Genomic DNA, 20,047 nt, shown 5'->3' with positions numbered 1-20,047 from the left:
CTCGCGGGAGGCGCCTGAAGGGCGGCGGGGGCAGCGCCCCTTTACCCCTTAACCAGCTGACGCTGATTCCGGCACGGCATCCGCATAGATGATCAACGGCTGCGAGTCAGAGGTCACGGCCTCTTCGTTTACAACAACCTCGGTCACATTCTTGAGGCCCGGAAGTTCGAACATCGTATCCAGCAGGATATCTTCGAGGATCGAACGCAGCCCCCGAGCTCCGGTTTTACGCTCGATTGCTTTCTTCGCGATCGATTTCAGCGCCTCATCGGTAAAGGACAGTTCAGCATCTTCCAGCTCAAACAAACGCTGGTATTGTTTGACCAGAGCGTTCTTGGGTTTGGTCAGGATGGTCACCAGAGCGTCCTCATCCAGATCCTCCAACGTGGCCAGAACCGGCAGACGACCGACGAATTCCGGGATCAACCCGAATTTCAGCAGATCTTCCGGCTCGAGGTCCTGGAAGATTTCGCCAACGCCACGCTCGTCATTGTCGCGTACGTCAGCGCCAAAGCCCATTGCCGAGCCTTTGCCGCGCTGCGCGATGATCCTATCCAGACCGGCAAACGCGCCGCCACAGATGAACAGGATATTAGTGGTGTCCACCTGCAGGAACTCCTGCTGCGGATGTTTACGTCCACCCTGAGGTGGAACCGAGGCGACGGTGCCTTCCATCAGTTTCAGCAGCGCCTGCTGAACACCCTCGCCCGAGACGTCACGAGTGATCGATGGGTTTTCAGACTTGCGCGTAATCTTATCCACTTCGTCGATGTAAACGATGCCACGCTGCGCGCGTTCGACATTGTATTCGCTGGCCTGAAGCAGCTTCAGGATGATGTTCTCAACATCCTCACCCACATAGCCAGCTTCGGTCAGCGTCGTTGCATCGGCCATAGTGAACGGCACATCCAGAATACGCGCCAGCGTCTGGGCCAGCAGCGTCTTACCGCAACCGGTCGGGCCAATTAGCAGGATGTTCGACTTGGCCAGTTCAATATCGCTGCCCGCTTTCTGGGCGTGGTTCAGACGTTTGTAGTGGTTGTGGACCGCAACCGACAGAACCCGCTTGGCTGTGGCCTGACCAATCACGTAATCGTCCAGAACCTCACAGATATCCTTGGGTGTCGGCACCCCGTCCGAGGATTTCAGACCGCTGGCCTTTGTTTCCTCGCGAATGATGTCCATGCACAGCTCGACGCATTCATCACAGATGAAAACGGTCGGGCCTGCGATCAGCTTGCGCACCTCATGCTGGCTTTTTCCACAAAAGCTGCAGTAGAGCGTGTTTTTGCCGTCACCGCCTGAATTCGTCGCCATGATCTACCTTTCGGGCTTCGTCTCTGCGCCCCTACCTTTGGGGCGCACTTGCGCATGTTCGTGCAGCTTAGGCCAGCGCTCTGGCGGCTACAATCTCAAAATGGCCTCGCACTTGGCGCGCGGGACGCGTTTCTTAGGCCTCTTCCGTGTCCATCTTGGCACGGTTTTCGACGATCTCGTCGATGTGGCCCCAATCCTTGGCCTCTTCCGGGCTCATGAAATTGTCACGGTCCAAAGCCTTTTCAACCGACTTCTTAGTCTGACCCGTGTGACGTACATAGATGTCATACAAGCGATCTTTCAGCTTCTGCGTCTCAGCGGCATGGATCATGATATCGCTGGCCTGCCCCTGATATCCGCCGCTGGGCTGGTGAACCATGATCCGGCTGTTGGGCAGAGAAAAGCGCATGCCCGCCTCGCCGCCGGCCAGCAAAACCGAGCCCATCGAGGCCGCCTGACCGATGACCAATGTGGAACATTTCGGCTTGATGTACTGCATTGTGTCGTAAATCGACAAACCGCTGGTCACCACACCGCCGGGTGAGTTGATGTAGATCGAGATTTCCTTGTTCGGGTTTTCCGCCTCAAGGTGCAGCAACTGCGCGACGATCAGATGGCTCATCCCGTCGTGAATCGGACCGTTGATGAAGATGATCCGCTCTTTGAGCAGGCGCGAGAAAATGTCATAGGCGCGCTCCCCCCGGCTGGTCTGCTCAACGACCATGGGCACGAGCGTATTCATATAGGTATCTACTGGATCGAACATTCGGAACCTGCCTGCTTTGCTATGGATCGGGACATTATCCCAACAAGAGTTACCCGAGTCTTAGTGTCGCCACTGGGGGGCTGCAAGGGGGACCGGTAAGAACGACCTTGCAAACTGTTCGCAAGATACGGCGGCCCTTGTCTTCAGGTCCCACCTCACAGGGGCCGAAAACGGCGCTTTTTTGTTCACCGCTTCTTTGATCACAGTATTTTGATGCATGCATATGGGCGTAAAAGTGCAAAATAAGTAAATTGGATGTACTTATCCGGAAAGAAGTATATCTCTGGCTCCACCCACAGCGGGATAGTAAGGAACGAAGTTTAGATGGCACTCCCCCAAGTAACCCAGGACACCCCCTCGGCAGAGCTTGACCACATGGTCGAAAACGCGTCGCGGGCGGCGAATTTTCTGAAGGCGATTAGCCACGAAGGGCGTCTGATGATCCTGTGCCATCTGGCGTCGGGCGAGAAATCTGTCACCGAGCTTGAGACTCTGTTGTCCGCCCGCCAGGCCGCCGTGTCGCAGCAATTGTCGCGCTTGCGGTTGGAAGGGCTGGTGACGCCCCGCCGCGACGGCAAAGCGATCTATTACCGACTGGCCGATGACAAGCCCCGTCGGATGCTGGAAACCGTCTATGAGCTGTTCTGCAGCGAAAACACAGGGCACTAACAGTTTGCCCGGCAGGCCGCAGGCGTAGACGCAGCGCGACCCCCGGTAAACCGCAAAAGTGCTAGCCTCCTCAGTAAGATACTGCTACCGAAGGCCTGATCGAGCATGAAGGAGAAAAACATGATCCGCGCAATTCTGATTGGCCTGAGCCTATTTGCATTGACCGCCTGCGAAACCGCCAAAGGCGCGGGCAAAGACATCGAAAAAGCGGGCGATGCGATCCAAAACGCAGCCTCGGACGTGCAGGAAAACCTCTGATTTACGCCTTCATCTTGCGGATCGCAGGATGACGCACGCAATATGTTGTTGATGCGGTAGGCTGAACTGGCTATTGTGCAAGGACAGGTGCATAGACGCGGCATTGCATCATCTGACGTTAACACGGGGCTCTTTTGCACATGCGAAAGAGCCCCGCTCCCATTCTGACGAGGGGTGGGTGGTAGCCTGCATGAAGCCAGCAAGGGAAAAGGCGTCAGGTGCGCAGACGCGGTCTTTGCATGCGCCCTTGCGGGCAACCCCTGACGCCTTACCCGGACGAAGTTTGTCCTAAGACCACTTCGATCCAGTTGCCCCGGCCCCCGAAGGAACCGCAGCCGCCGCCACAAACTCGAAAGTCGCCGCGACGCACAAAGCCCATTTGAGAAGATGATCCGTCGACCCAAGGCACGAAGCCCCAACTCGATGCACCACCCACCGGTAAGCCCTTGCAATAGAACGTCAATCCTAAGATCAACCTTCCCTGCGCAGACCCCCTTGGCCTTTGCATCCCGCCTTCTGATCCGACGAACTCCAGCGGTGAAACCAATCTTGCATTGCACCCGTTATCGGGCAAGAAAATAGCACCGCAGCATGGAAATCAGACGGGGATAAGTTGTTGATATCTGCCGGGAGGGTACTGTGGATAACTCCGGATTTCTCGAGAACCACGCAGGTTTAGAATTGCAAAACTCTTTTCGCCAAACTCTGACCGGAAAATTGTGATTTGCTGCAGGTGCAAACGGCAACCTACGACAAACTGATCGCAAATTGCAGAAACTGGCAACGCCGCACCGTCCGCAAAACCGAATCGTTCGGACTGAAACAGGGCTAAATTCCCTACATACTCACCTGCGCTGTCGAGCATATGTAAAAGACGGTTTCAGAGTGAGGCCTGCGCCCGGTACTGTTTCTTAACCGACGCATTTAAAAACGCCGACTGTGCTGACGTCGGTCGCGGAGGCAGAGCAGATATGTTCGCAAAAGATCGACTGGACAAATCCTCCCAGCAGAATCTGCGGCATTCGGCGGACAAGATGCCATACTTCTGAAATGGAGCTTGGACCGGACGGCGAAATTTCACCACGCGCGACCCCGCGCTGAAGGTTCGCGAGATCCGAATAACCCGGGCCGAGGAACACCGCGTGTAAACCCGGCATATACTGGATCCTGTCGCGCGCGGCGAAATCACCGGCCGGTCCGCCTCCTCCCTGTGGAGACGAGTATTCCGATATTGAGAAGCGTTCCGACCCGGACGGTTTACCTACTATTCTGTCGTCGTCAAAATCAGGCGACAGTCTGTACCCCCTACAGTCCGGCCGGGCCGGAAACGCTTCAGTTCACCTGACGTTCCAGAACGGTGCTGTAGGTAGTTCCAGTCCGCAGGCTACGGAAATCCGCATAAATTCGACCATCCTCGTAGCGCGCGTCGATCAAGGCGTTCACGCCTATCGCCGGCTCGGCCGAGCTTTCGACTATCCCGATTTTTCCCGAGCCATCCTGGCTGATGGAACCGGTGGCCTCGTACATCGTCCAGTCATCCATGGCATTGCGTCGCCACATACTCGGCCCCCAGAAGACATTGTCGTTCTGAGCCTGAATTTCGAGCACCCATTCCGACTGGTTAAATCGCGGCGCATCACCGGTAGCCGAATTCGACGGCGAAACTGTAGTCTGGCTGGCCGTCCAAACACCGCGCAGATCAGGCGTGGTTTCGGCAGCAGCGGCAGTACCAAGGGCTAAGCTCGTGGCCAGAGCGGCTGCTCCGGCAGTCATAAATCTGGTCATGGTCTCTTTCTCCCTGAAATCGGTGCTATCTCTGGCTGTGTTCAACAGATTGGTAGGAGTGCGACGGGTTACAACTTTCCTGAAGGAACCTTCATCAAGCGTTCATGCTGTGTTTGATCGTGCTGCCCGCTTTCCGCTCTATACATCCGGCGCCTCACTCGGTAAGGAGAGCCCTTCGACGATCATCCGCGTATAAGACGCTCTGAGGGTGACCGCAGCATCCCAATGAGCCGAGCCATGAAACAAACACTTCAAGACGCCCTTGATCGCAAAGGGTATGACACGCTGACCCCTGTCCAAACCGCTGTATCCGCGCCCGACCTGCAAGGCCGCGACATGTTGGTTTCAGCGCAGACAGGATCGGGGAAGACCATTGGGTTCGGCCTTGCCATCGCCCCAACCGTTTTGCGCGACGCGGATGTATTCGAAGCGGCTGGCGCGCCTTTGGCGCTGGTCATAGCACCAACGCGCGAGTTGGCGATGCAGGTCAAACGCGAATTGGCATGGCTGTATGCGGATGCAGGCGCGTTCATCGCGTCCTGTGTCGGCGGCATGGATATGCGAGATGAGCGGCGGGCGCTGGCCCGTGGTGCGCATATCGTGGTCGCTACGCCGGGCCGCCTACGCGACCATATCATGCGCGAGTCGATTGACCTGACTGCTGTGCGCGCCGTGGTTCTGGATGAAGCCGATGAAATGCTCGACCTGGGCTTCCGCGAAGATCTTGAGTTTATTTTGGAACAGACGCCCTCCGAGCGTCAGACACTGCTGTTTTCCGCTACGGTTCCTCGCGCCATCGCCTCCCTCGCCGCCCGCTACCAGCGCGATGCCGAGCGCGTCAGCACCGTCAGCGAGCGCACGCAACATGCCGATATCGAATATCGCGCGATGAATGTGGCCCCGCGCGATGGTGAGAACGCAATCATCAACGTGCTGCGCTTCTACGAGGCCCCCAACGCCATTATCTTCTGCAACACTCGCGCCATGGTCAGCCGCCTGACGGCGCGACTGTCGAATCGTGGATTCTCGGTCGTGGCCCTGTCTGGCGAGCTAACGCAGAGCGAGCGTTCGAACGCGCTGCAAGCCATGCGCGACGGGCGCGCCCGCGTCTGTGTGGCGACCGATGTGGCCGCGCGCGGCATCGACCTGCCGAACCTTGATCTGGTGATCCATGCGGAACTGCCGAACAGTCATGAAACGCTGCTGCACCGCTCGGGCCGAACCGGACGCGCCGGGCGGAAAGGCGTCAGCGCGCTGATCGTTCCGCCTGCCTCGTTCAAAAAAGCGCAGCGCCTGCTGAAATTCGCCAAGCTGACAGCAGATTGGGGGTCTGCGCCCTCGGCCGATGAAGTTCAGGCGCAGGACATGCAGCGGATGTTCAGTTCGGACGACTGGACCGTGGATGTCACCGAGGGCGAAAGCGCACTGGTTGATGATCTGGTCTCGCGCTTTTCACCGCAGCAGCTGGCGGCGGCCTATCTGCGTCAATACGGGCGCAAACACTCCGCCCCGGAGGAACTGAGCGACACGCAAGATGCCGCGCCCAAGCCGAACGTGCCCTTTGGCCCAAGCGTGTGGTTTTCGCTGTCGGAGGGACACAACGAAAACGCCTCGCCCCGCTATCTGCTGCCCATGTTGTGCAAGGCGGGCAAGATCACCAAAGACGACATCGGCGCGATCCGCATTGCTGACACCGAAAGCTACATCGAGATTCGCGACAGCAGTGTCGAAGGTTTCCTGAAGGCCATCGGCCCCGAGATGACCGTCGAAGGCACCAAGACCCTGGTGCAACTGGACGCACCGCCCGCCCTTTCCGGTGGTGGCCGCAAAGGCCCCAAGCGCGACTTCAAAGGCAAGAAGCGCCCCGAACGTGCTGAACGCCCGGCCCGCGCGGCTGAGCCTCAGCCCGCAAAACCGCGCCGGAAGCCGGCCGAGAAACCCAAACCCGAAACGCGGCCCAAACGGGATGAGGCTCCCTCGGGCGATCAGCACAAGAAGCCCGCGCGCCGTCCGAAAGGCCCGCCTCCGCCCAAAGGCAAGCCAAGCAGCAAGAAAAACCGCGCACGTGCGGCTGCGATGAAGGGTGGCAACGCAGTGCCCAAGCGGAAAAAGTAAACCGCCTTAGCGCCCGCGGCAGGTTGTGCAAGCGAAGAAATTTATTTTCTTTGCTACACCATATATTGACAACACGCCACCACCAACCCCAATATGGTGTTGCTTCGGTTCTTTCGATTCCTGTTGAAAGCTAAGAGGGAAACCGGTGAAAAACCGGCGCTGCCCCCGCAACTGTAAGCGGATAGTTCGGCTGAATACGCCACTGAAAGCGAGCTTTTGGGAAGGCCAGTCCGAACATCAATCCGCGAGCCAGGAGACCTGCCGTAAGCAAGGAAAGAAAACCGCGAACGGAGGGTTCGGGGGCGTGTTCAGGGTTCATTTTGCCCGCGACGTCCTCGGCATTCATTAAAAGGACAGAGGACGACATGAGCATTACCGTATATTCCAAACCCGCATGCGTACAATGCACCGCCACCACCCGCGCGCTGGATGCAAAAGGCATCACCTATGACGTCATCGATCTGACCCAGGACGACAGCGCCATGACCCATGTGACCGAGCTGGGCTATCGTCAGGCCCCTGTCGTTGTGGCGGGCAGTGATCACTGGTCGGGTTTCCGCCCGGACATGATCGCCCAACTGGCCTGATCCATGGCCGCGCCGATCCCGGCGCTGGTCTATTTCTCATCGAAATCCGGAAACACCCACCGCTTTGTCTCGCGGCTGGGTCTGAGTTCTTTCCGCATTCCGAACGGGATGGACCCGCTGCCTGACCCCGGACACCCATACGTGCTGATCAGCCCCACCTATGCCGATGGCGAAGGGCGCGGGGCGGTTCCTAAACAGGTGATCCGGTTTCTGAACGACCCGGACAGACGCACCGGGATCCTTGGAGTGATCGGCACAGGCAACCGCAATTTCGGTGCGACCTACGCTTTGGCCGGTCGCATCATCGCCCAGAAATGCAACGTACCGCTGCTCTACACGTTTGAGCTGGCCGGAACAGAGACCGACATCGCCCGCGTCCGCGCCGGGCTGGAAAACCTAGGGAGAAACCTATGCTCGACAGCAGCGTAAACGAGCAGGACTATCACGCGTTGAACGCGATGCTGAACCTCTACGATGGTGAGGGAAAGATCCGGTTCGATGCCGATCGTATGGCCGCGCGGCAGTATTTCCTGCAGCACGTGAACCAGAACACCGTGTTCTTCCACTCGCTGGACGAAAAGCTCGGGTATCTGGTTTCCGAGGGCTACTATGAAGAGGCCGTTCTGGACCAGTATTCAAAGAACTTCATGCGGAAGATCTGGGATGCGGCCTATGCCAAAAAGTTCCGGTTCCCGACCTTTCTGGGCGCGTTCAAATATTACACCTCATACACGCTGAAAACCCGTGATGGGCAGCGGTTCCTGGAACGCTATGAGGACCGCGTCGTCATGACCGCGCTGGCGCTGGCACGCGGTGACGAGGCGCTGGCCCTGTCTTTCATGGAGGAAATCCTCGACGGTCGCTTCCAGCCCGCCACGCCCACCTTCCTGAACGCGGGCAAAGCCTCACGCGGGGAGTTGATCTCATGCTTCCTGCTGCGGTTGGAAGACAACATGGAGAGCATCGGTCGCGGCATCAACTCGGCCCTGCAACTGTCCAAACGTGGTGGAGGCGTAGCGCTGCTGCTGACCAACATCCGCGAGCATGGCGCGCCGATTAAGGGCATTGAGAACCAGTCCTCAGGCGTGATCCCGGTGATGAAACTGCTGGAAGACAGCTTCTCCTACGCCAATCAGCTGGGTGCGCGGCAAGGCGCGGGTGCGGTCTATCTGAACGCGCACCACCCGGACATCATGCGCTTCCTCGACACCAAACGCGAAAACGCGGATGAGAAAATCCGTATCAAAACGCTGAGCCTTGGCGTGGTCATCCCCGACATCACGTTCGAGCTGGCGAAAAAGAACGCCGATATGTACCTGTTCTCGCCGCATGATGTCGAGAAAGTCTACGGCGTGCCGTTCTCGGAAATCTCGGTGACCGAGAAATATCACGAGATGGTCGATGACAAGCGCATCCGGAAATCCAAGGTCAATGCGCGTGAATTCTTCCAGACCATTGCCGAGATTCAGTTCGAATCCGGTTACCCCTACGTGATGTTCGAAGACACGGTGAACCGGATGAACCCCATTGCGGGCCGGATCAACATGTCAAACCTGTGTTCCGAGATTTTGCAGGTCAATGAAGCGTCCGAGTTCAACGATGACCTCAGCTATTCCCATCTGGGCACGGATATCTCCTGCAACCTCGGCTCGCTGAACATTGCCAAGACGATGGATGGCAGCGATCTGGGTCGTACTGTCGGCGCTGCGATCCGCGCGCTGACGGCGGTGTCCGAGATGTCGGCAATAGACTCGGTGCCGTCGGTGCGTCGGGGCAATGATGAAAGCCACGCGATTGGACTGGGTCAGATGAACCTACACGGGTTCCTTGCCCGCGAACATATCCACTATGGCTCGCCTGAGGGGGTCGAGTTCACATCCGTGTATTTCGCGACCGTGGCCTATCACGCGATCCGCACCTCTTGCGAACTAGCAAAGGAACGCAAGACATCTTTCAAAGGGTTCGAGAAGTCAGACTATGCCTCGGGCACCTTTTTCGACAAATACACCACCCGTGACTGGCTGCCCGAAAGCGAGCGGGTTAAGGCACTGTTCAACGGCATGACCCTGCCCACCCGTGACGACTGGGCAGCGTTGAAGGCAGATGTGATGAAACACGGCCTCTACAACCGCAACCTTCAGGCGGTGCCGCCGACAGGGTCGATCAGCTATATCAACAATTCGACCTCTTCGATCCACCCCATCGTCTCGAAGATCGAAATCCGCAAAGAGGGCAAGATTGGCCGCGTCTACTATCCGGCCGCTTTCATGAACAATGACAACCTCGAATACTACCGCGATGCCTATGAGATCGGCCCAGAGGCGCTGATCGACACCTATGCGGCAGCGACCGAGCATGTGGATCAGGGCCTGTCGCTGACCCTGTTCTTCCCGGCCGAGGCCACGACCCGCGATATCAACCGCGCGCAGATCTACGCTTGGAAGAAAGGCATCAAAACCATCTACTACGTGCGTCTGCGCCAGGAGGCCCTTGAAGGGACCGAGGTGCAAGGCTGCGTATCCTGCAGTTTGTAAGGGGCCACTGACATGAAAGACATGATCCAAACCAAGATCCCCCGCGCGATCAACTGGAACCGGCTTGAGGACGACAAGGACCTTGAGGTCTGGAACCGTCTGACGGTCAACTTCTGGCTGCCGGAAAAGGTGCCGCTGTCCAACGACATCCAAAGCTGGGCAACGCTGACAGACCATGAAAAGCAACTGACCATCCGCGTCTTTACCGGCCTGACCCTGCTGGACACGATCCAGAACACGGTCGGTGCCCCTGCCCTGATGCCCGATGCAGTCACTCCGCATGAAGAGGCCGTGCTGACCAACATCGCCTTTATGGAGGCGGTTCACGCGCGCAGCTATTCCTCGATCTTCTCGACACTCTGTTCAACCAAAGAAATCGACGAGGCGTTCCGCTGGTCCGAAGAGAATCCCCATCTGCAGGCCAAGGCCGAGGCGATCCTGAACACATACGCTCCGGGCAATGACCCGCTGAAACGCAAGATCGCGTCGGTGTTTCTGGAAAGTTTCCTGTTCTATTCCGGCTTCTACCTGCCGATGTACTGGTCCAGCCGCGCCAAGCTGACCAACACCGCCGACCTGATCCGCCTGATCATCCGGGATGAGGCCGTTCATGGCTATTACATCGGCTACAAGTTCCAGCGCGGCTACGAGAAGCTCTCCGAGGCGGAACAGCAGGAGTTGAAGGACTATGCCTTTGGCTTGATGTTCGAACTTTACGGGATCGAGAACCAATACACCGAGGAACTCTATGACGAGCTTGGCCTGACCGAGGATGTGAAGGTCTTCCTCCACTACAACGCCAACAAGGCTCTGCAAAACCTCGGGTTCGAGGCCCTGTTCCCACCGGAAGTTTCCGAAGTGAATCCGGCGATCCTGGCTGCCCTCAGCCCGGATAGCGAGAACCACGACTTCTTCTCGGGCTCCGGCTCCTCCTATGTCATTGGCAAGGCGGTTGCGACCGAGGACGAAGACTGGGATTTCTGATGGCAAAGGACACTCTGACCATCGTTCGGGACTGGCACGAAGCTTTCGACGTGCCGGTCGTGGACACACCAGCGATCCCCAAGGCGCGCGCGCAGATGCGGTTGGCGATCCTCGAAGAGGAAGTTGCGGAGCTGCGCGCAGCGGTGGAGGACGGCAATCTGGTCGAGGTGCTAGATGCCCTGTGTGACATCCAATACGTGCTGGACGGCACCTTTCTGGAATTCGGCCTACACAGTGTCAAACAAGCGGCGATGGAGGAAGTCCACGCCTCGAACATGTCCAAGCTGGGCGTCGATGGGAAACCGGTTCTGCGCGAAGATGGCAAGGTGCTGAAAGGCCCGGCCTTCCGCCGGCCCGACCTCGCCCGCATCCTTGAGGATGGCTAACACCGCCTTGATTGGGACGAATAGCTATCGGTGCAAATGAACAGGGCGGGTAAATCCCCGCCCTTTTTCACGTCAACTGATCTTCGACCGGATCAGCTGCAGTTCAGCGGAACCGCAAAGCCCGAGCTACGATCGGATGAGCCCTTGCTGTAGACATCTCCTGCAGGCAGGCAACCGGTAAAGCGTTCGGTTTCTCTACCAAACGCCGCCCCCACAGAGTTATCGACCCGAGTGCTGTTGGAGCGAGTCCGGACGACTCCGAACAGGGTGCCGTTCACATTCACCGTGCTCAGATAAAGGTTCTGACTGCTTCCCGATAGTTCCACTGCGTTTGCAGGCGACTGACCGCCGTTATCGATCGCCACACCGGCAATCTTTTCGATCCCGACCTTGTCGGACAGGACCGAGACAGTCGGCAATTCCGCAAGCTCGGCCGGGACATTGGTCGCTGGCGGTAAGAAGGCGACGGCTCCCGGAACATCGGACACCGTGCGCGGTTCACCATCAATCCCGGTGAACCCGACACCTTGGCGATTGAAGGGGTCTTCACAAGCCGCGAGGGTCAAAACGGCGATTGTCGGTAGCAAGATTTTTTTCATGACGGTCAACATTTTGTGGCGATTTGCTAAACCGTAGCGGTAGCGAGATGCAAAAAGCAAGCCGCGGCAGGTGCGAAGGGGCCTGGCGCTGATGCGTCCCTGCAACGGACCTGTTCCTGTCACATGGCGAAGCCAGCGTTCGCGTCACAAAGAAAAAGGGCTCTGACAACTCAGAGCCCTTTTCAAAATGTCCAATTGGAACGGCAGATTACTTAATCTTGCCTTCCTTGTACTCGACATGTTTCCGAACGACCGGGTCGTATTTACGAATGGTCATTTTCTCGGTCATCGTACGCGCGTTTTTCTTGGTCACGTAGAAGTGGCCCGTGCCCGCGGTCGAGTTCAGGCGGATCTTGATTGTCGTCGGCTTCGCCATGGTTATCTCCTGCGTCCGAAAAGGCAGGGCCTTCCGGTTGAATTCCTATGAGCGTGCGCTTTTACCCCGTCGCGCGCCCGAGTCAACCGGATTCCGCAAGTGAGGCGCACAAAAGCTGAGTTGCACGCTTGCACCGGATTTGGCGCAATCACGCTTTCGTGATATGGTCGCGCAATTCGAACGACCCAGAAGCCGGCGCCAAGCCCGGCCTTCGAGGCATCCATATCAGGCTCGACCCTAAAACGGCAGATTACGTTTAAGCGTGTTTGGGGGTTAATCATGACAGAATGGAAACTGCAGGCCGAAGAGCTGGCCAATTGTAACTGCAACTTCGGCTGCCCATGCCAGTTCAGTGTTCTACCCACCCATGGCAATTGCGAAGCTGTCGTGGTCTTTGATATCGAGTCCGGCCACTACGGCGACACGGATCTTGCCGGTGTGCGGGCAGCGGGCGTGTATCACTGGCCCGGCCCGATCCATGAAGGCAATGGCCAGATGCAGTTGATCATCGATGAAAGCGCCTCTGCCGATCAGCGCGCTGCGTTGCAGGCGATCATGTCCGGCGAAGACACCGATGAAATGGCGACCATGTGGTACGTCTTCAGCGCTATGGCACCCAAGAAACACGAAACTCTGTACGTTCCGATCGAACTGGATTGGAGCCGCGAGGACCGGACCGGCTATGCGAAAGTAACCGGTGTGTTCGATGTGAAAGTCAGACCGATCCCCAATATCGTGACCGGAGACCCGCATCGTGCGGCGTTCCATCTGCCCAACGGGTTCGAATATCGCACCGCCGAGGCGGCCTCGGGCTCGGCCCAAACCACGGGTGCGGCGATCAGCCTGGCCTTTGATGCGACCCATGCGCATCTGGCGCATCTCAACATCTCAGGACATGGGGTTCTGGGCGCTTAGGCAGGGTGTCCAATGACTGAATCCCCACCACCGAGCCATTTGGTCGATCGAGTGCTTCGGCATGACCGTGGCGTTGTTCTGGTCTGTGTCGCGCTGATCATTTTGGCGGCATCGTGGTATACGATTGCCGGGGTTGGCATGAACATGACCGCTGTGGACATGACGCGGATGGCCCGCCCAATTGGCAACCCAATGCAGATGGCGACCGATGTGCATTGGACGGCGGCTTATGCCGTGCTGATCTTCCTAATGTGGTGGGTGATGATGATCGCGATGATGACACCCAGCGCCGCCCCTACTGTTCTGCTGTTCATGGCGTTGAAACGGGTCGGGCCGGACAAGGCCAATACGGCGCGGCTGAGCCTGTTTTTTCTGGCCGGCTATCTGGTGGCCTGGGCCTTGTTCAGCGTGCTGGCAACCGGCGCACAATGGCTACTGGAAGTTGTTGGACTGTCAGATGGCCCGATGATGACCATCCGCTCTCGGACGGCGGCCGGGTGCGTTATGATCGCAGCGGGGCTGTACCAACTGTCCAGCCTCAAAACCGCCTGTCTGCGCCACTGCCGTAGTCCGGCGCGTTTTCTAGCCGATCACAACAGACCCTACGCCTTCGGCGCATTCCGCACCGGCGCGCTGCACGGAGCTTATTGTCTAGGCTGCTGCTGGGCCCTGATGCTGCTGCTGTTCGTGGGCGGAGTAATGAACCTCTATTGGATCGTCGGCGTCGCCATTTACGTCGCGTTGGAGAAGTTGATGCCGCGCGCCATGTGGCTGGTGCCCACGATGGGCGCGGTGCTGATCGTTCTTGGCGTCTGGCTGGTGGTCGTGCCTTAGCGCACGCTTCGGATCAGATTTCAGGCCAAAGGACCGGCCCAATCAAAGGTCCCTAAACTTCAGTCAGGAGGCATCCATGCCTATTTTTATCACCTATGCATCCTATTCACAGAAAGGCGCGAAGGGGATGGTCGGCAAACCATCCGATCGGACGGACGCCGTCAAAGCGCTGTTGAAAAAGGTCGGTGCCAAGCTTTTGGCCTTCTACATCACGACGGGGGATAACGACGTGGTTGTCATCAGCGAAGCACCGGACGAGACGGACGCAGTTGCAGTTGGCATGGCGGTCGCCGCCTCTGGCGCGGTATCCAAAATAGAAACCGTAAGAGCTTGGAAAGCGAAGGACTTCGTGGCGGTCCAGAAAAAGGCCGCGAAACTGGTCGGGGCCTATACGCCGCCCGGAAACTGACAAAAGGATACGCGCGGAGGGCCTGTAAGCCGGATCTTGTTCCGGGGTTGCCCCCTTCGATGACCATTCCTCTAGGCCACGCATTGCTGCGCGGCTCAAGCTGCCAACCCGGTCCCTCTCGGCCAAGACGCGCTTAGCGGTGGTATCGGCAGACGCCGACCATCCCGCGCGGGGACCCTATTTGGCATTGCTCCCGGTGGGGCTTGCCGTGCCGCCGCTGTTGCCAGCGGCGCGGTGGGCTCTTACCCCACCGTTTCACCCTTACCTTTGACCGAAGCCGCAGGCGGTCTGATTTCTGTGGCGCTTTCCGTCGGGTTGCCCCGCCCGGGCGTTACCCGGCACCGTTGCCTTGTGGAGTCCGGACTTTCCTCTCGGGTCTTGCGACCCCAGCGGCCATCCGGCCCTCCGCGCAGAGGGGTGGGTATGCTGTGTTCCCGGTCGCGTCAAGGGTGGATGGGGTGGAGGAAGGGGCCAGCCCCTTCTTGGCCTTTGGCCAATTCATCCCCGAGATATTTTTGGCCAGATGAAGAGCGGATCAGGTTGTGCGTGGGGTCGACCTGAGCGCCTTGAAATCGGCTGGGGAGAGCGGACCGGTGCCCCAAGGGCGGTATCGAAGGCGGATGGCAGCCAGAAGCGTCTCGTTCGGGACATCGGCGGTGAAACCTGCGGCGCGAGCCAGTTCGCGAAAGGTGTCGCACGAGATGCCTGCCGGGGTAGTTTGGGTTGCACCTGCAGCGGCCAGCTCCTGTCGTTCGAGTCGCTGCCAGTCGAACTTCGCTCCGGGGTCACTTTTTCGGCCGGGGGCCATATCGGAATGGCCGATCACGCCCTCGGGCGGAATCGCCCAGCGCGACATGATCTGTGGCAAGAGGGTTTCTAACACTGCCATCTGTAGATCCGAGAAAGGGTGTGCGCCGGTATTGTCCAGCTCGATCCCGATGGAGCGCGAGTTGATGTCGGTTTGACCATTCCACTCGCCCGCACCGGCGTGCCATGCCCGGTCCTCCTCGCGCACCATCTGCCAGAGCGCACCGTCAGAACCGATCAAGTAGTGTGCTGAGACTTCGGCTTGTGGGTCGCAAAGACGCTCCAGTGCCGCCTGAGCGCTGTCCATCGCGGTGTAGTGCAGGACAATCAGCGTCGGCGTTAGGCCGTCGCGGCGGGGGCCGAAATTCGGGGATGGGTGCCAGATCGGCGCAGGCTTAGTTGTTGATGGCACTGCGGAACGGGCTCGGATCCCAGCTGCAGGCATAGCCGTCGCCATCCGGGTCCAGTCCTTTGCGGTCGCGCTGCGGCCCTCCGTTCGACAGGAAAGCGATCTGGGCCTGATCTGGAGAGGGGAATTGTGCGCAATTACGCTGTGCTTTGGCCTGCAGGTTGAACCCCGCGCGACTGTAAAGCTGGGTGCCCACCGGGTTGGATGTGCTGAGTGCGTATTGCACGATGTTGGGCTGCCCGTCGCTGCCACGTTCAGGCACGGCCGTAGGGGCAACCACTTCGTAGGTCTGGCGGTTCTGTTCAATACGGGCGGCGTCAGATTCGATGCTGCGGCGCTCGGACACGGCTCCGAAATCCTGTTCGTCGGAGATACCGGCATTGTTGGGCACGGGATCGACCGTTGGCTGCGCCGATGTGCTGGCCAAAGCCGCCGCCGTCTGATTGGCAATATCGGCATTGGCACCGGTCGCAACGGCTGCGTTCGACGCCGAACCCGGGGCGCCCAGAGCCTGTTCCGAAACATCCACCGGGGCAAGCAGCGGGTTTACGACACTCCCCTGCCCGGACAGTTGAGCCTCACGCTGGGCCTGATACTCGGGCGTGTTGAAATCGGTTCCGCCAATCGGTGTGACCGTATCACAGGCGGCGATCAGCGAGATCGCCGCAATGAGTGGCAAAGAGCGCATGCTGCGCCTCCGTGTCTGATGTCTTTCAGGCCCGAGGCTTACCACCATTTCGACGGTTTTGCCACAAAACCAGCGGCGTTTTCCAACGCATAGGCGGTATTGAGCAGATCGCCTTCTTCCCAGGGCCGACCGATCAGTTGCAGACCCAGTGGCAGCCCTTGTTTATCGAGACCTGCAGGCACTGAAATCCCCGGCAGACCGGCGAGGTTCACAGTCACGGTGAAGACGTCGTTCAAGTACATTTGAACGGGATCGGCCTCGGTCATCTCGCCCAGACCAAAGGATGCGGACGGGGTGGCCGGGGTCAGAATCGCGTCGACACCGGCAGCGAAGACATCCTCGAAGTCTTTCTTGATGAGGGTGCGAACCTTGCGGGCGCGGTTGTAGTAGGCGTCGTAGAAGCCCGCCGACAGCACGTAGGTGCCGACCATCACACGGCGCTGCACCTCGTGGCCAAAGCCTTCGGCGCGGGTTTTCTCGTACATTTCGGTGATGCCGTCACCCTGTGACAGCTGCGCGCGGCGGCCATAACGTACGCCATCATAGCGGGCGAGGTTCGAGGACGCCTCGGCAGGCGCAATCACATAGTAGGCAGGCAGCGCGTATTTGGTGTGCGGCAGCGAGATATCGACGATCTCGGCGCCCTCGTCTTTCAGCATCGCGGCGCCATCGGACCAGAGCTTTTCGATCTCGGCAGGCATACCGTCCATGCGGTATTCTTTCGGGATACCGATCTTTTTGCCTTTGATGTCGCCGGTCAGCATCGCCTCAAAATTCGGGACGGCCAGTTCGGCGCTGGTGGAATCCTTGGCGTCATGGCCACACATGGTTTCCAGCATGATCGCCGCGTCGCGTACGTTTTTGGTCATCGGACCGGCCTGATCCAGCGAGGAGGCAAACGCGACGATGCCCCAGCGCGAGCAACGGCCATAAGTCGGCTTGATACCGGTGATACCAACAAAAGCTGCAGGCTGACGGATCGAACCGCCGGTATCGGTGCCGGTCGCGGCCAGACACAAGTCAGCGGCCACAGCAGACGCCGAACCACCCGACGAACCGCCCGGTGTCAGCTGCGCGTCGTCATTGCCGCGCCGCCACGGGCTGACCGCATTGCCGTAGACGGAGGTTTCGTTGGACGAGCCCATGGCGAATTCGTCCATGTTCAGCTTGCCCAGCATGACCGCTCCGGCATCGGCCAGTTGCTGAGACACGGTGGATTCGTATTCGGGCTTGAAGCCTTCCAGAATTTTGGATGCCGCCTGCGAGGGCACGCCCTTGGTGCAGAACAGATCCTTGATGCCGATCGGCAGACCACACATCGACGGCGCGTCGCCGCCCTTGATCCGCTCATCCGCAGCCTTGGCGCGCTCCAGCGCGATCTCGGGCGTTTTGTGGACAAAAGCGTTCAGCGCGTCGGCGGCATCAATGGCCTTCAGGCAGGATTCGGTCAGTTCAACCGAGGTCACGTCACCCTTGCGCAGCGCATCGCGGGCCTCGGCCAGGCCCAGTTTGTTCAGATCGCTCATGTCTTACTCCACCACTTTGGGGACTGCGAAAAAGCCTTCGCGGGCGTCGGGGGCGTTGGCCAGAACCTTGTCCTGCTGGTTTCCGTCGGTGACGACATCCTCACGACGTTTCAGGCGCATCGGCTCGACCGAGACCATCGGCTCGACGCCTTCGACATCCACTTCGTTCAGTTGCTCGATGAACCCAAGGATGGTGTTGAACTCGGACGCCAGCGCGGGCAGCGCGTCATCCTCGACCTTGATCCGGGCCAGTTTGGCCACCTTGGCGGCGGTGCTTTGGTCAATCGACATCGGAAAACCTCATATGCGTTAGGGGGCATTTACCCGTCCGGGGTCCGGGTCGCAAGAGCGCGATAAGGTCTGCCCTGGCATCATCTGACATGGCCTCTTTTCCATTTTGCATACCTCCCATGCAAAAAAGTAAACCGTTTAGTTCATTTTTACCCTTGAAAAACTGAACTGAACTGTTCATTTCTATTCCACGGCACAGCCAAAACCCGGAGTAAAGACATGAAACCCTTCCTGATTGCATTTGTATTGGCCACCACTGTTTTAGCGTCGCAGGCACAGGCTTTTGGCCCGACAATGAATACCCTGACACCTGATCTGACCTTCCCCACACCTGCCCCCGAGGTTGTCAGCCAGGATCAGGTCAAGACGAACAAGTGATAGACCCCCTGCCCCGGGTCGGGCGATTAATGCCCGGCCCGGTTGGCTACAATTGACTACTGCTCTTTTCGGCGCGACCCGCTACGGTAGACCGAGTGATGCGCCGAACCGTAAGGTTGGTTCGGCAAGAACCAACGGAGCAGAAGATGAGCGCGCGCAAGCAAGCCGTTCTGGACGCGATTGATGCGGCCAACAGGCAAGACCCCAACATCGAAGACGGCCAACCGGTCGAGCTGATCTATGGCCAGCGCATGAGCGCCGAGATGGACAGGCTGTTCCCTGACGCCTCGGACATGTTGCAGATTGCCGCCCGTGGGCAGCATGTTGAACGCTGGAAGCTGGCGCGCAGTGAATATCCCGAAGGTCGTGCCGGATATCTGGCCTGGCGCAAGGCGCAGGGTGTCCATCACGCTGAGGTTGTCATGGGCCTGATGCAGCAGGCCGGATACGACGCGGATGACATCGACGCGACCGGTCGCATGCTACGCAAGCTAGGCATCAAGCGCGATGATGAGGTTCAGGCGCTGGAGGATGTCATCTGCTTTGTGTTCCTGAAATGGTATTTCGCGCCTTTCGCCGCAAAACACTCGGCCGAAAAGATTCAGAGCATTGTCGAAAAGACAGCCCGGAAGATGTCAGCCGAAGGCCGCGCGCGGGTTTTGAAGGAGTTCGATCTGCCCGACAACCTGGCTACGGCCTTTCAGGACTGAGACGCGCGGGTCAGGTGCCTGCGATAGACCTCGATCATCCAGCCCAGCATGGTTGCGTTCAGGATGTGCCACATGAAATGAGTGCCCAGCGGAAGCTGCATGCATAGTGGCTCATCCAAAGCGCGGAAGGCGATCGAGGCGATCAGGATAAACGCGCCAATCGCTAGCCCTCGGGCGGTTTCCGGCGTGCGATTGCGCAACAGAAACGCGTAGATAAGAATCAGCAGCGGCACCGGAGCGTATGCGGCGGACCCTCCCAAACCCGGAACCAGTTGAAACAGCGGCAGGGTTGCGGCCGCATAGGGAATGAAAAGCGCTGTCACCATCGCGGCGGGCAGAGGACGCATCCGCCAGACGTCCCGATTGATCGCAAAGATATAGATCAGAATATACAGAAGGATCGGCGCGACATCGGCCAACGCTGCCCAGACCTGCGCGTGGGTGTGAAACAGATAGCTGCCGATCCCGATCGCGGCGAGAATCACAACCAGCAGCATCGCCAGAGGCATCCCCTGCCCGCGCACCCTGCGCCACATGATGAAAGCCGCGATCAGAAACGCAGCGTTGGTCACCGCGTTGATCGGCTCGGCCCAATAGGCGGGGGTAAGGCGTTCGCAATACCCATCAATTTCCTGAAACCAATCCATGAACTTTTACATAACGGATGCTAGTGTGATGCCAATAGGCATCGCAGGAGGATTTCT

At 58.7% G+C, this 20,047-nt stretch carries 23 protein-coding genes, 1 other RNA gene and 1 riboswitch; of the genes, 13 read left to right on the top strand and 11 right to left on the bottom strand.

The annotated features are described in order from the left end of the window. Positions 1–48 precede the first annotated feature (48 nt). Both clpX and ACR0J4_RS13270 read right to left on the bottom strand, forming a co-directional pair. Positions 49–1,317: an ATP-dependent Clp protease ATP-binding subunit ClpX gene (gene clpX / locus ACR0J4_RS13275; protein WP_170374874.1), complete on the bottom strand. Its 1,269-nt coding sequence runs from the start codon at positions 1,315–1,317 to the stop codon at positions 49–51. A gap of 133 nt (positions 1,318–1,450) precedes the next feature. Then, the gene (locus ACR0J4_RS13270) at positions 1,451–2,083 is read right to left on the bottom strand and encodes an ATP-dependent Clp protease proteolytic subunit (RefSeq protein WP_170374872.1); all 633 of its coding nucleotides are present in this window, start codon (positions 2,081–2,083) and stop codon (positions 1,451–1,453) included. A gap of 324 nt (positions 2,084–2,407) precedes the next feature. Here ACR0J4_RS13270 and ACR0J4_RS13265 point away from each other — a divergent pair, with 324 nt between their 5' ends. Together ACR0J4_RS13265 and ACR0J4_RS13260 are read left to right on the top strand one after the other, a co-directional pair. Next, positions 2,408–2,752, top strand: a complete 345-nt coding sequence (locus ACR0J4_RS13265; protein ID WP_170374870.1) for a metalloregulator ArsR/SmtB family transcription factor — start codon at positions 2,408–2,410, stop codon at positions 2,750–2,752. A gap of 120 nt (positions 2,753–2,872) precedes the next feature. After that, entirely contained in the window at positions 2,873–3,010 is a 138-nt protein-coding gene (locus tag ACR0J4_RS13260; protein ID WP_170374868.1) for an entericidin A/B family lipoprotein, read from the top strand. 1,332 nt (positions 3,011–4,342) lie between these two features. On the opposite strand, the gene ACR0J4_RS13255 is transcribed toward ACR0J4_RS13260, so the two are convergent. Continuing rightward, on the bottom strand, positions 4,343–4,795 hold the full coding sequence (locus ACR0J4_RS13255) for a hypothetical protein (protein WP_170374865.1): 453 nt from the start codon (positions 4,793–4,795) through the stop codon (positions 4,343–4,345). A gap of 237 nt (positions 4,796–5,032) precedes the next feature. Here ACR0J4_RS13255 and ACR0J4_RS13250 point away from each other — a divergent pair, with 237 nt between their 5' ends. From ACR0J4_RS13250 to ACR0J4_RS13225, 6 genes are all read left to right on the top strand, one after another. Further along, complete coding sequence (locus ACR0J4_RS13250) at positions 5,033–6,910, top strand: DEAD/DEAH box helicase (protein ID WP_170643077.1); 1,878 nt, start codon at positions 5,033–5,035, stop codon at positions 6,908–6,910. Positions 6,911–6,998: 88 nt separating this feature from the next. Continuing rightward, positions 6,999–7,190, top strand: a riboswitch (cobalamin riboswitch). An 85-nt stretch (positions 7,191–7,275) separates the two neighbouring features. Beyond that, positions 7,276–7,497 carry a glutaredoxin-like protein NrdH gene (nrdH, locus tag ACR0J4_RS13245; RefSeq protein WP_170374861.1) on the top strand — a complete coding sequence of 74 codons (222 nt, stop codon included), beginning with the start codon at positions 7,276–7,278 and terminating at the stop codon, positions 7,495–7,497. A gap of 15 nt (positions 7,498–7,512) precedes the next feature. After that, the gene (gene nrdI / locus ACR0J4_RS13240; RefSeq protein ID WP_170643203.1) at positions 7,513–7,926 is read left to right on the top strand and encodes a class Ib ribonucleoside-diphosphate reductase assembly flavoprotein NrdI; all 414 of its coding nucleotides are present in this window, start codon (positions 7,513–7,515) and stop codon (positions 7,924–7,926) included. Beyond that, positions 7,908–10,031 carry a class 1b ribonucleoside-diphosphate reductase subunit alpha gene (gene nrdE / locus ACR0J4_RS13235; RefSeq protein WP_170643078.1) on the top strand — a complete coding sequence of 708 codons (2,124 nt, stop codon included), beginning with the start codon at positions 7,908–7,910 and terminating at the stop codon, positions 10,029–10,031. Before nrdI ends, nrdE begins: the two co-directional genes overlap by 19 nt. 12 nt (positions 10,032–10,043) lie before the next feature. After that, the gene (nrdF, locus tag ACR0J4_RS13230) at positions 10,044–11,015 is read left to right on the top strand and encodes a class 1b ribonucleoside-diphosphate reductase subunit beta (protein WP_170374857.1); all 972 of its coding nucleotides are present in this window, start codon (positions 10,044–10,046) and stop codon (positions 11,013–11,015) included. Continuing rightward, the gene (locus tag ACR0J4_RS13225) at positions 11,015–11,401 is read left to right on the top strand and encodes a nucleoside triphosphate pyrophosphohydrolase family protein (protein WP_170643079.1); all 387 of its coding nucleotides are present in this window, start codon (positions 11,015–11,017) and stop codon (positions 11,399–11,401) included. The genes nrdF and ACR0J4_RS13225 overlap by 1 nt, the downstream gene beginning before the upstream one ends. A gap of 92 nt (positions 11,402–11,493) precedes the next feature. Here the strand turns inward: ACR0J4_RS13225 and ACR0J4_RS13220 are convergent, their stop codons facing one another. Both ACR0J4_RS13220 and rpmG read right to left on the bottom strand, forming a co-directional pair. Then, a complete protein-coding gene (locus ACR0J4_RS13220) occupies positions 11,494–12,000 on the bottom strand; it encodes a hypothetical protein (RefSeq protein WP_170643080.1) in 507 nt (168 codons plus the stop codon). Between the two features lie 208 nt (positions 12,001–12,208). Then, positions 12,209–12,376, bottom strand: a complete 168-nt coding sequence (gene rpmG / locus ACR0J4_RS13215) for a 50S ribosomal protein L33 (protein WP_037309480.1) — start codon at positions 12,374–12,376, stop codon at positions 12,209–12,211. A gap of 279 nt (positions 12,377–12,655) precedes the next feature. Between rpmG and ACR0J4_RS13210 the strand changes: the two genes are divergently transcribed. The 3 genes from ACR0J4_RS13210 (at position 12,656) to ACR0J4_RS13200 (ending at position 14,534) form a co-directional block, all read left to right on the top strand. Continuing rightward, positions 12,656–13,291, top strand: a complete 636-nt coding sequence (locus ACR0J4_RS13210; protein WP_170643081.1) for a DUF1326 domain-containing protein — start codon at positions 12,656–12,658, stop codon at positions 13,289–13,291. A 12-nt stretch (positions 13,292–13,303) separates the two neighbouring features. Next, a complete protein-coding gene (locus ACR0J4_RS13205) occupies positions 13,304–14,125 on the top strand; it encodes a DUF2182 domain-containing protein (RefSeq protein WP_170554046.1) in 822 nt (273 codons plus the stop codon). Positions 14,126–14,201: 76 nt separating this feature from the next. Then, positions 14,202–14,534: a GYD domain-containing protein gene (locus ACR0J4_RS13200; RefSeq protein WP_170460737.1), complete on the top strand. Its 333-nt coding sequence runs from the start codon at positions 14,202–14,204 to the stop codon at positions 14,532–14,534. A 9-nt stretch (positions 14,535–14,543) separates the two neighbouring features. Here ACR0J4_RS13200 and rnpB read toward each other — a convergent pair. From rnpB to gatC, 5 genes are all read right to left on the bottom strand, one after another. After that, positions 14,544–14,943: RNase P RNA component class A (gene rnpB, locus ACR0J4_RS13195), an RNA gene on the bottom strand. 126 nt (positions 14,944–15,069) lie between these two features. Beyond that, a complete protein-coding gene (locus ACR0J4_RS13190; RefSeq protein WP_170643082.1) occupies positions 15,070–15,786 on the bottom strand; it encodes an N-acetylmuramoyl-L-alanine amidase in 717 nt (238 codons plus the stop codon). Beyond that, on the bottom strand, positions 15,737–16,438 hold the full coding sequence (locus tag ACR0J4_RS13185) for a hypothetical protein (RefSeq protein WP_170643083.1): 702 nt from the start codon (positions 16,436–16,438) through the stop codon (positions 15,737–15,739). The genes ACR0J4_RS13190 and ACR0J4_RS13185 overlap by 50 nt, the downstream gene beginning before the upstream one ends. A gap of 38 nt (positions 16,439–16,476) precedes the next feature. After that, complete coding sequence (gatA, locus tag ACR0J4_RS13180; RefSeq protein ID WP_170643084.1) at positions 16,477–17,964, bottom strand: Asp-tRNA(Asn)/Glu-tRNA(Gln) amidotransferase subunit GatA; 1,488 nt, start codon at positions 17,962–17,964, stop codon at positions 16,477–16,479. Between the two features lie 3 nt (positions 17,965–17,967). Then, positions 17,968–18,255, bottom strand: a complete 288-nt coding sequence (gene gatC, locus ACR0J4_RS13175) for an Asp-tRNA(Asn)/Glu-tRNA(Gln) amidotransferase subunit GatC (RefSeq protein ID WP_170325838.1) — start codon at positions 18,253–18,255, stop codon at positions 17,968–17,970. Between the two features lie 219 nt (positions 18,256–18,474). On the opposite strand from gatC, the gene ACR0J4_RS13170 reads away from it, so the two are divergent. Both ACR0J4_RS13170 and ACR0J4_RS13165 read left to right on the top strand, forming a co-directional pair. Then, a complete protein-coding gene (locus ACR0J4_RS13170; protein ID WP_170374839.1) occupies positions 18,475–18,633 on the top strand; it encodes a hypothetical protein in 159 nt (52 codons plus the stop codon). Between the two features lie 146 nt (positions 18,634–18,779). Then, positions 18,780–19,343 (top strand): DUF4202 domain-containing protein, encoded by a 564-nt coding sequence (locus ACR0J4_RS13165; RefSeq protein ID WP_170643085.1) that lies wholly within the window; start codon positions 18,780–18,782, stop codon positions 19,341–19,343. On the opposite strand, the gene ACR0J4_RS13160 is transcribed toward ACR0J4_RS13165, so the two are convergent. Further along, positions 19,334–19,990: a ceramidase domain-containing protein gene (locus ACR0J4_RS13160; protein WP_170374837.1), complete on the bottom strand. Its 657-nt coding sequence runs from the start codon at positions 19,988–19,990 to the stop codon at positions 19,334–19,336. The genes ACR0J4_RS13165 and ACR0J4_RS13160 overlap by 10 nt on opposite strands. Positions 19,991–20,047: the final 57 nt, after the last annotated feature.

This window comes from Ruegeria sp. B10, assembly GCF_056539825.1.
Note: the sequence above shows the minus strand (reverse complement) of the source record. Positions and strands in the feature narration are given on the sequence as shown.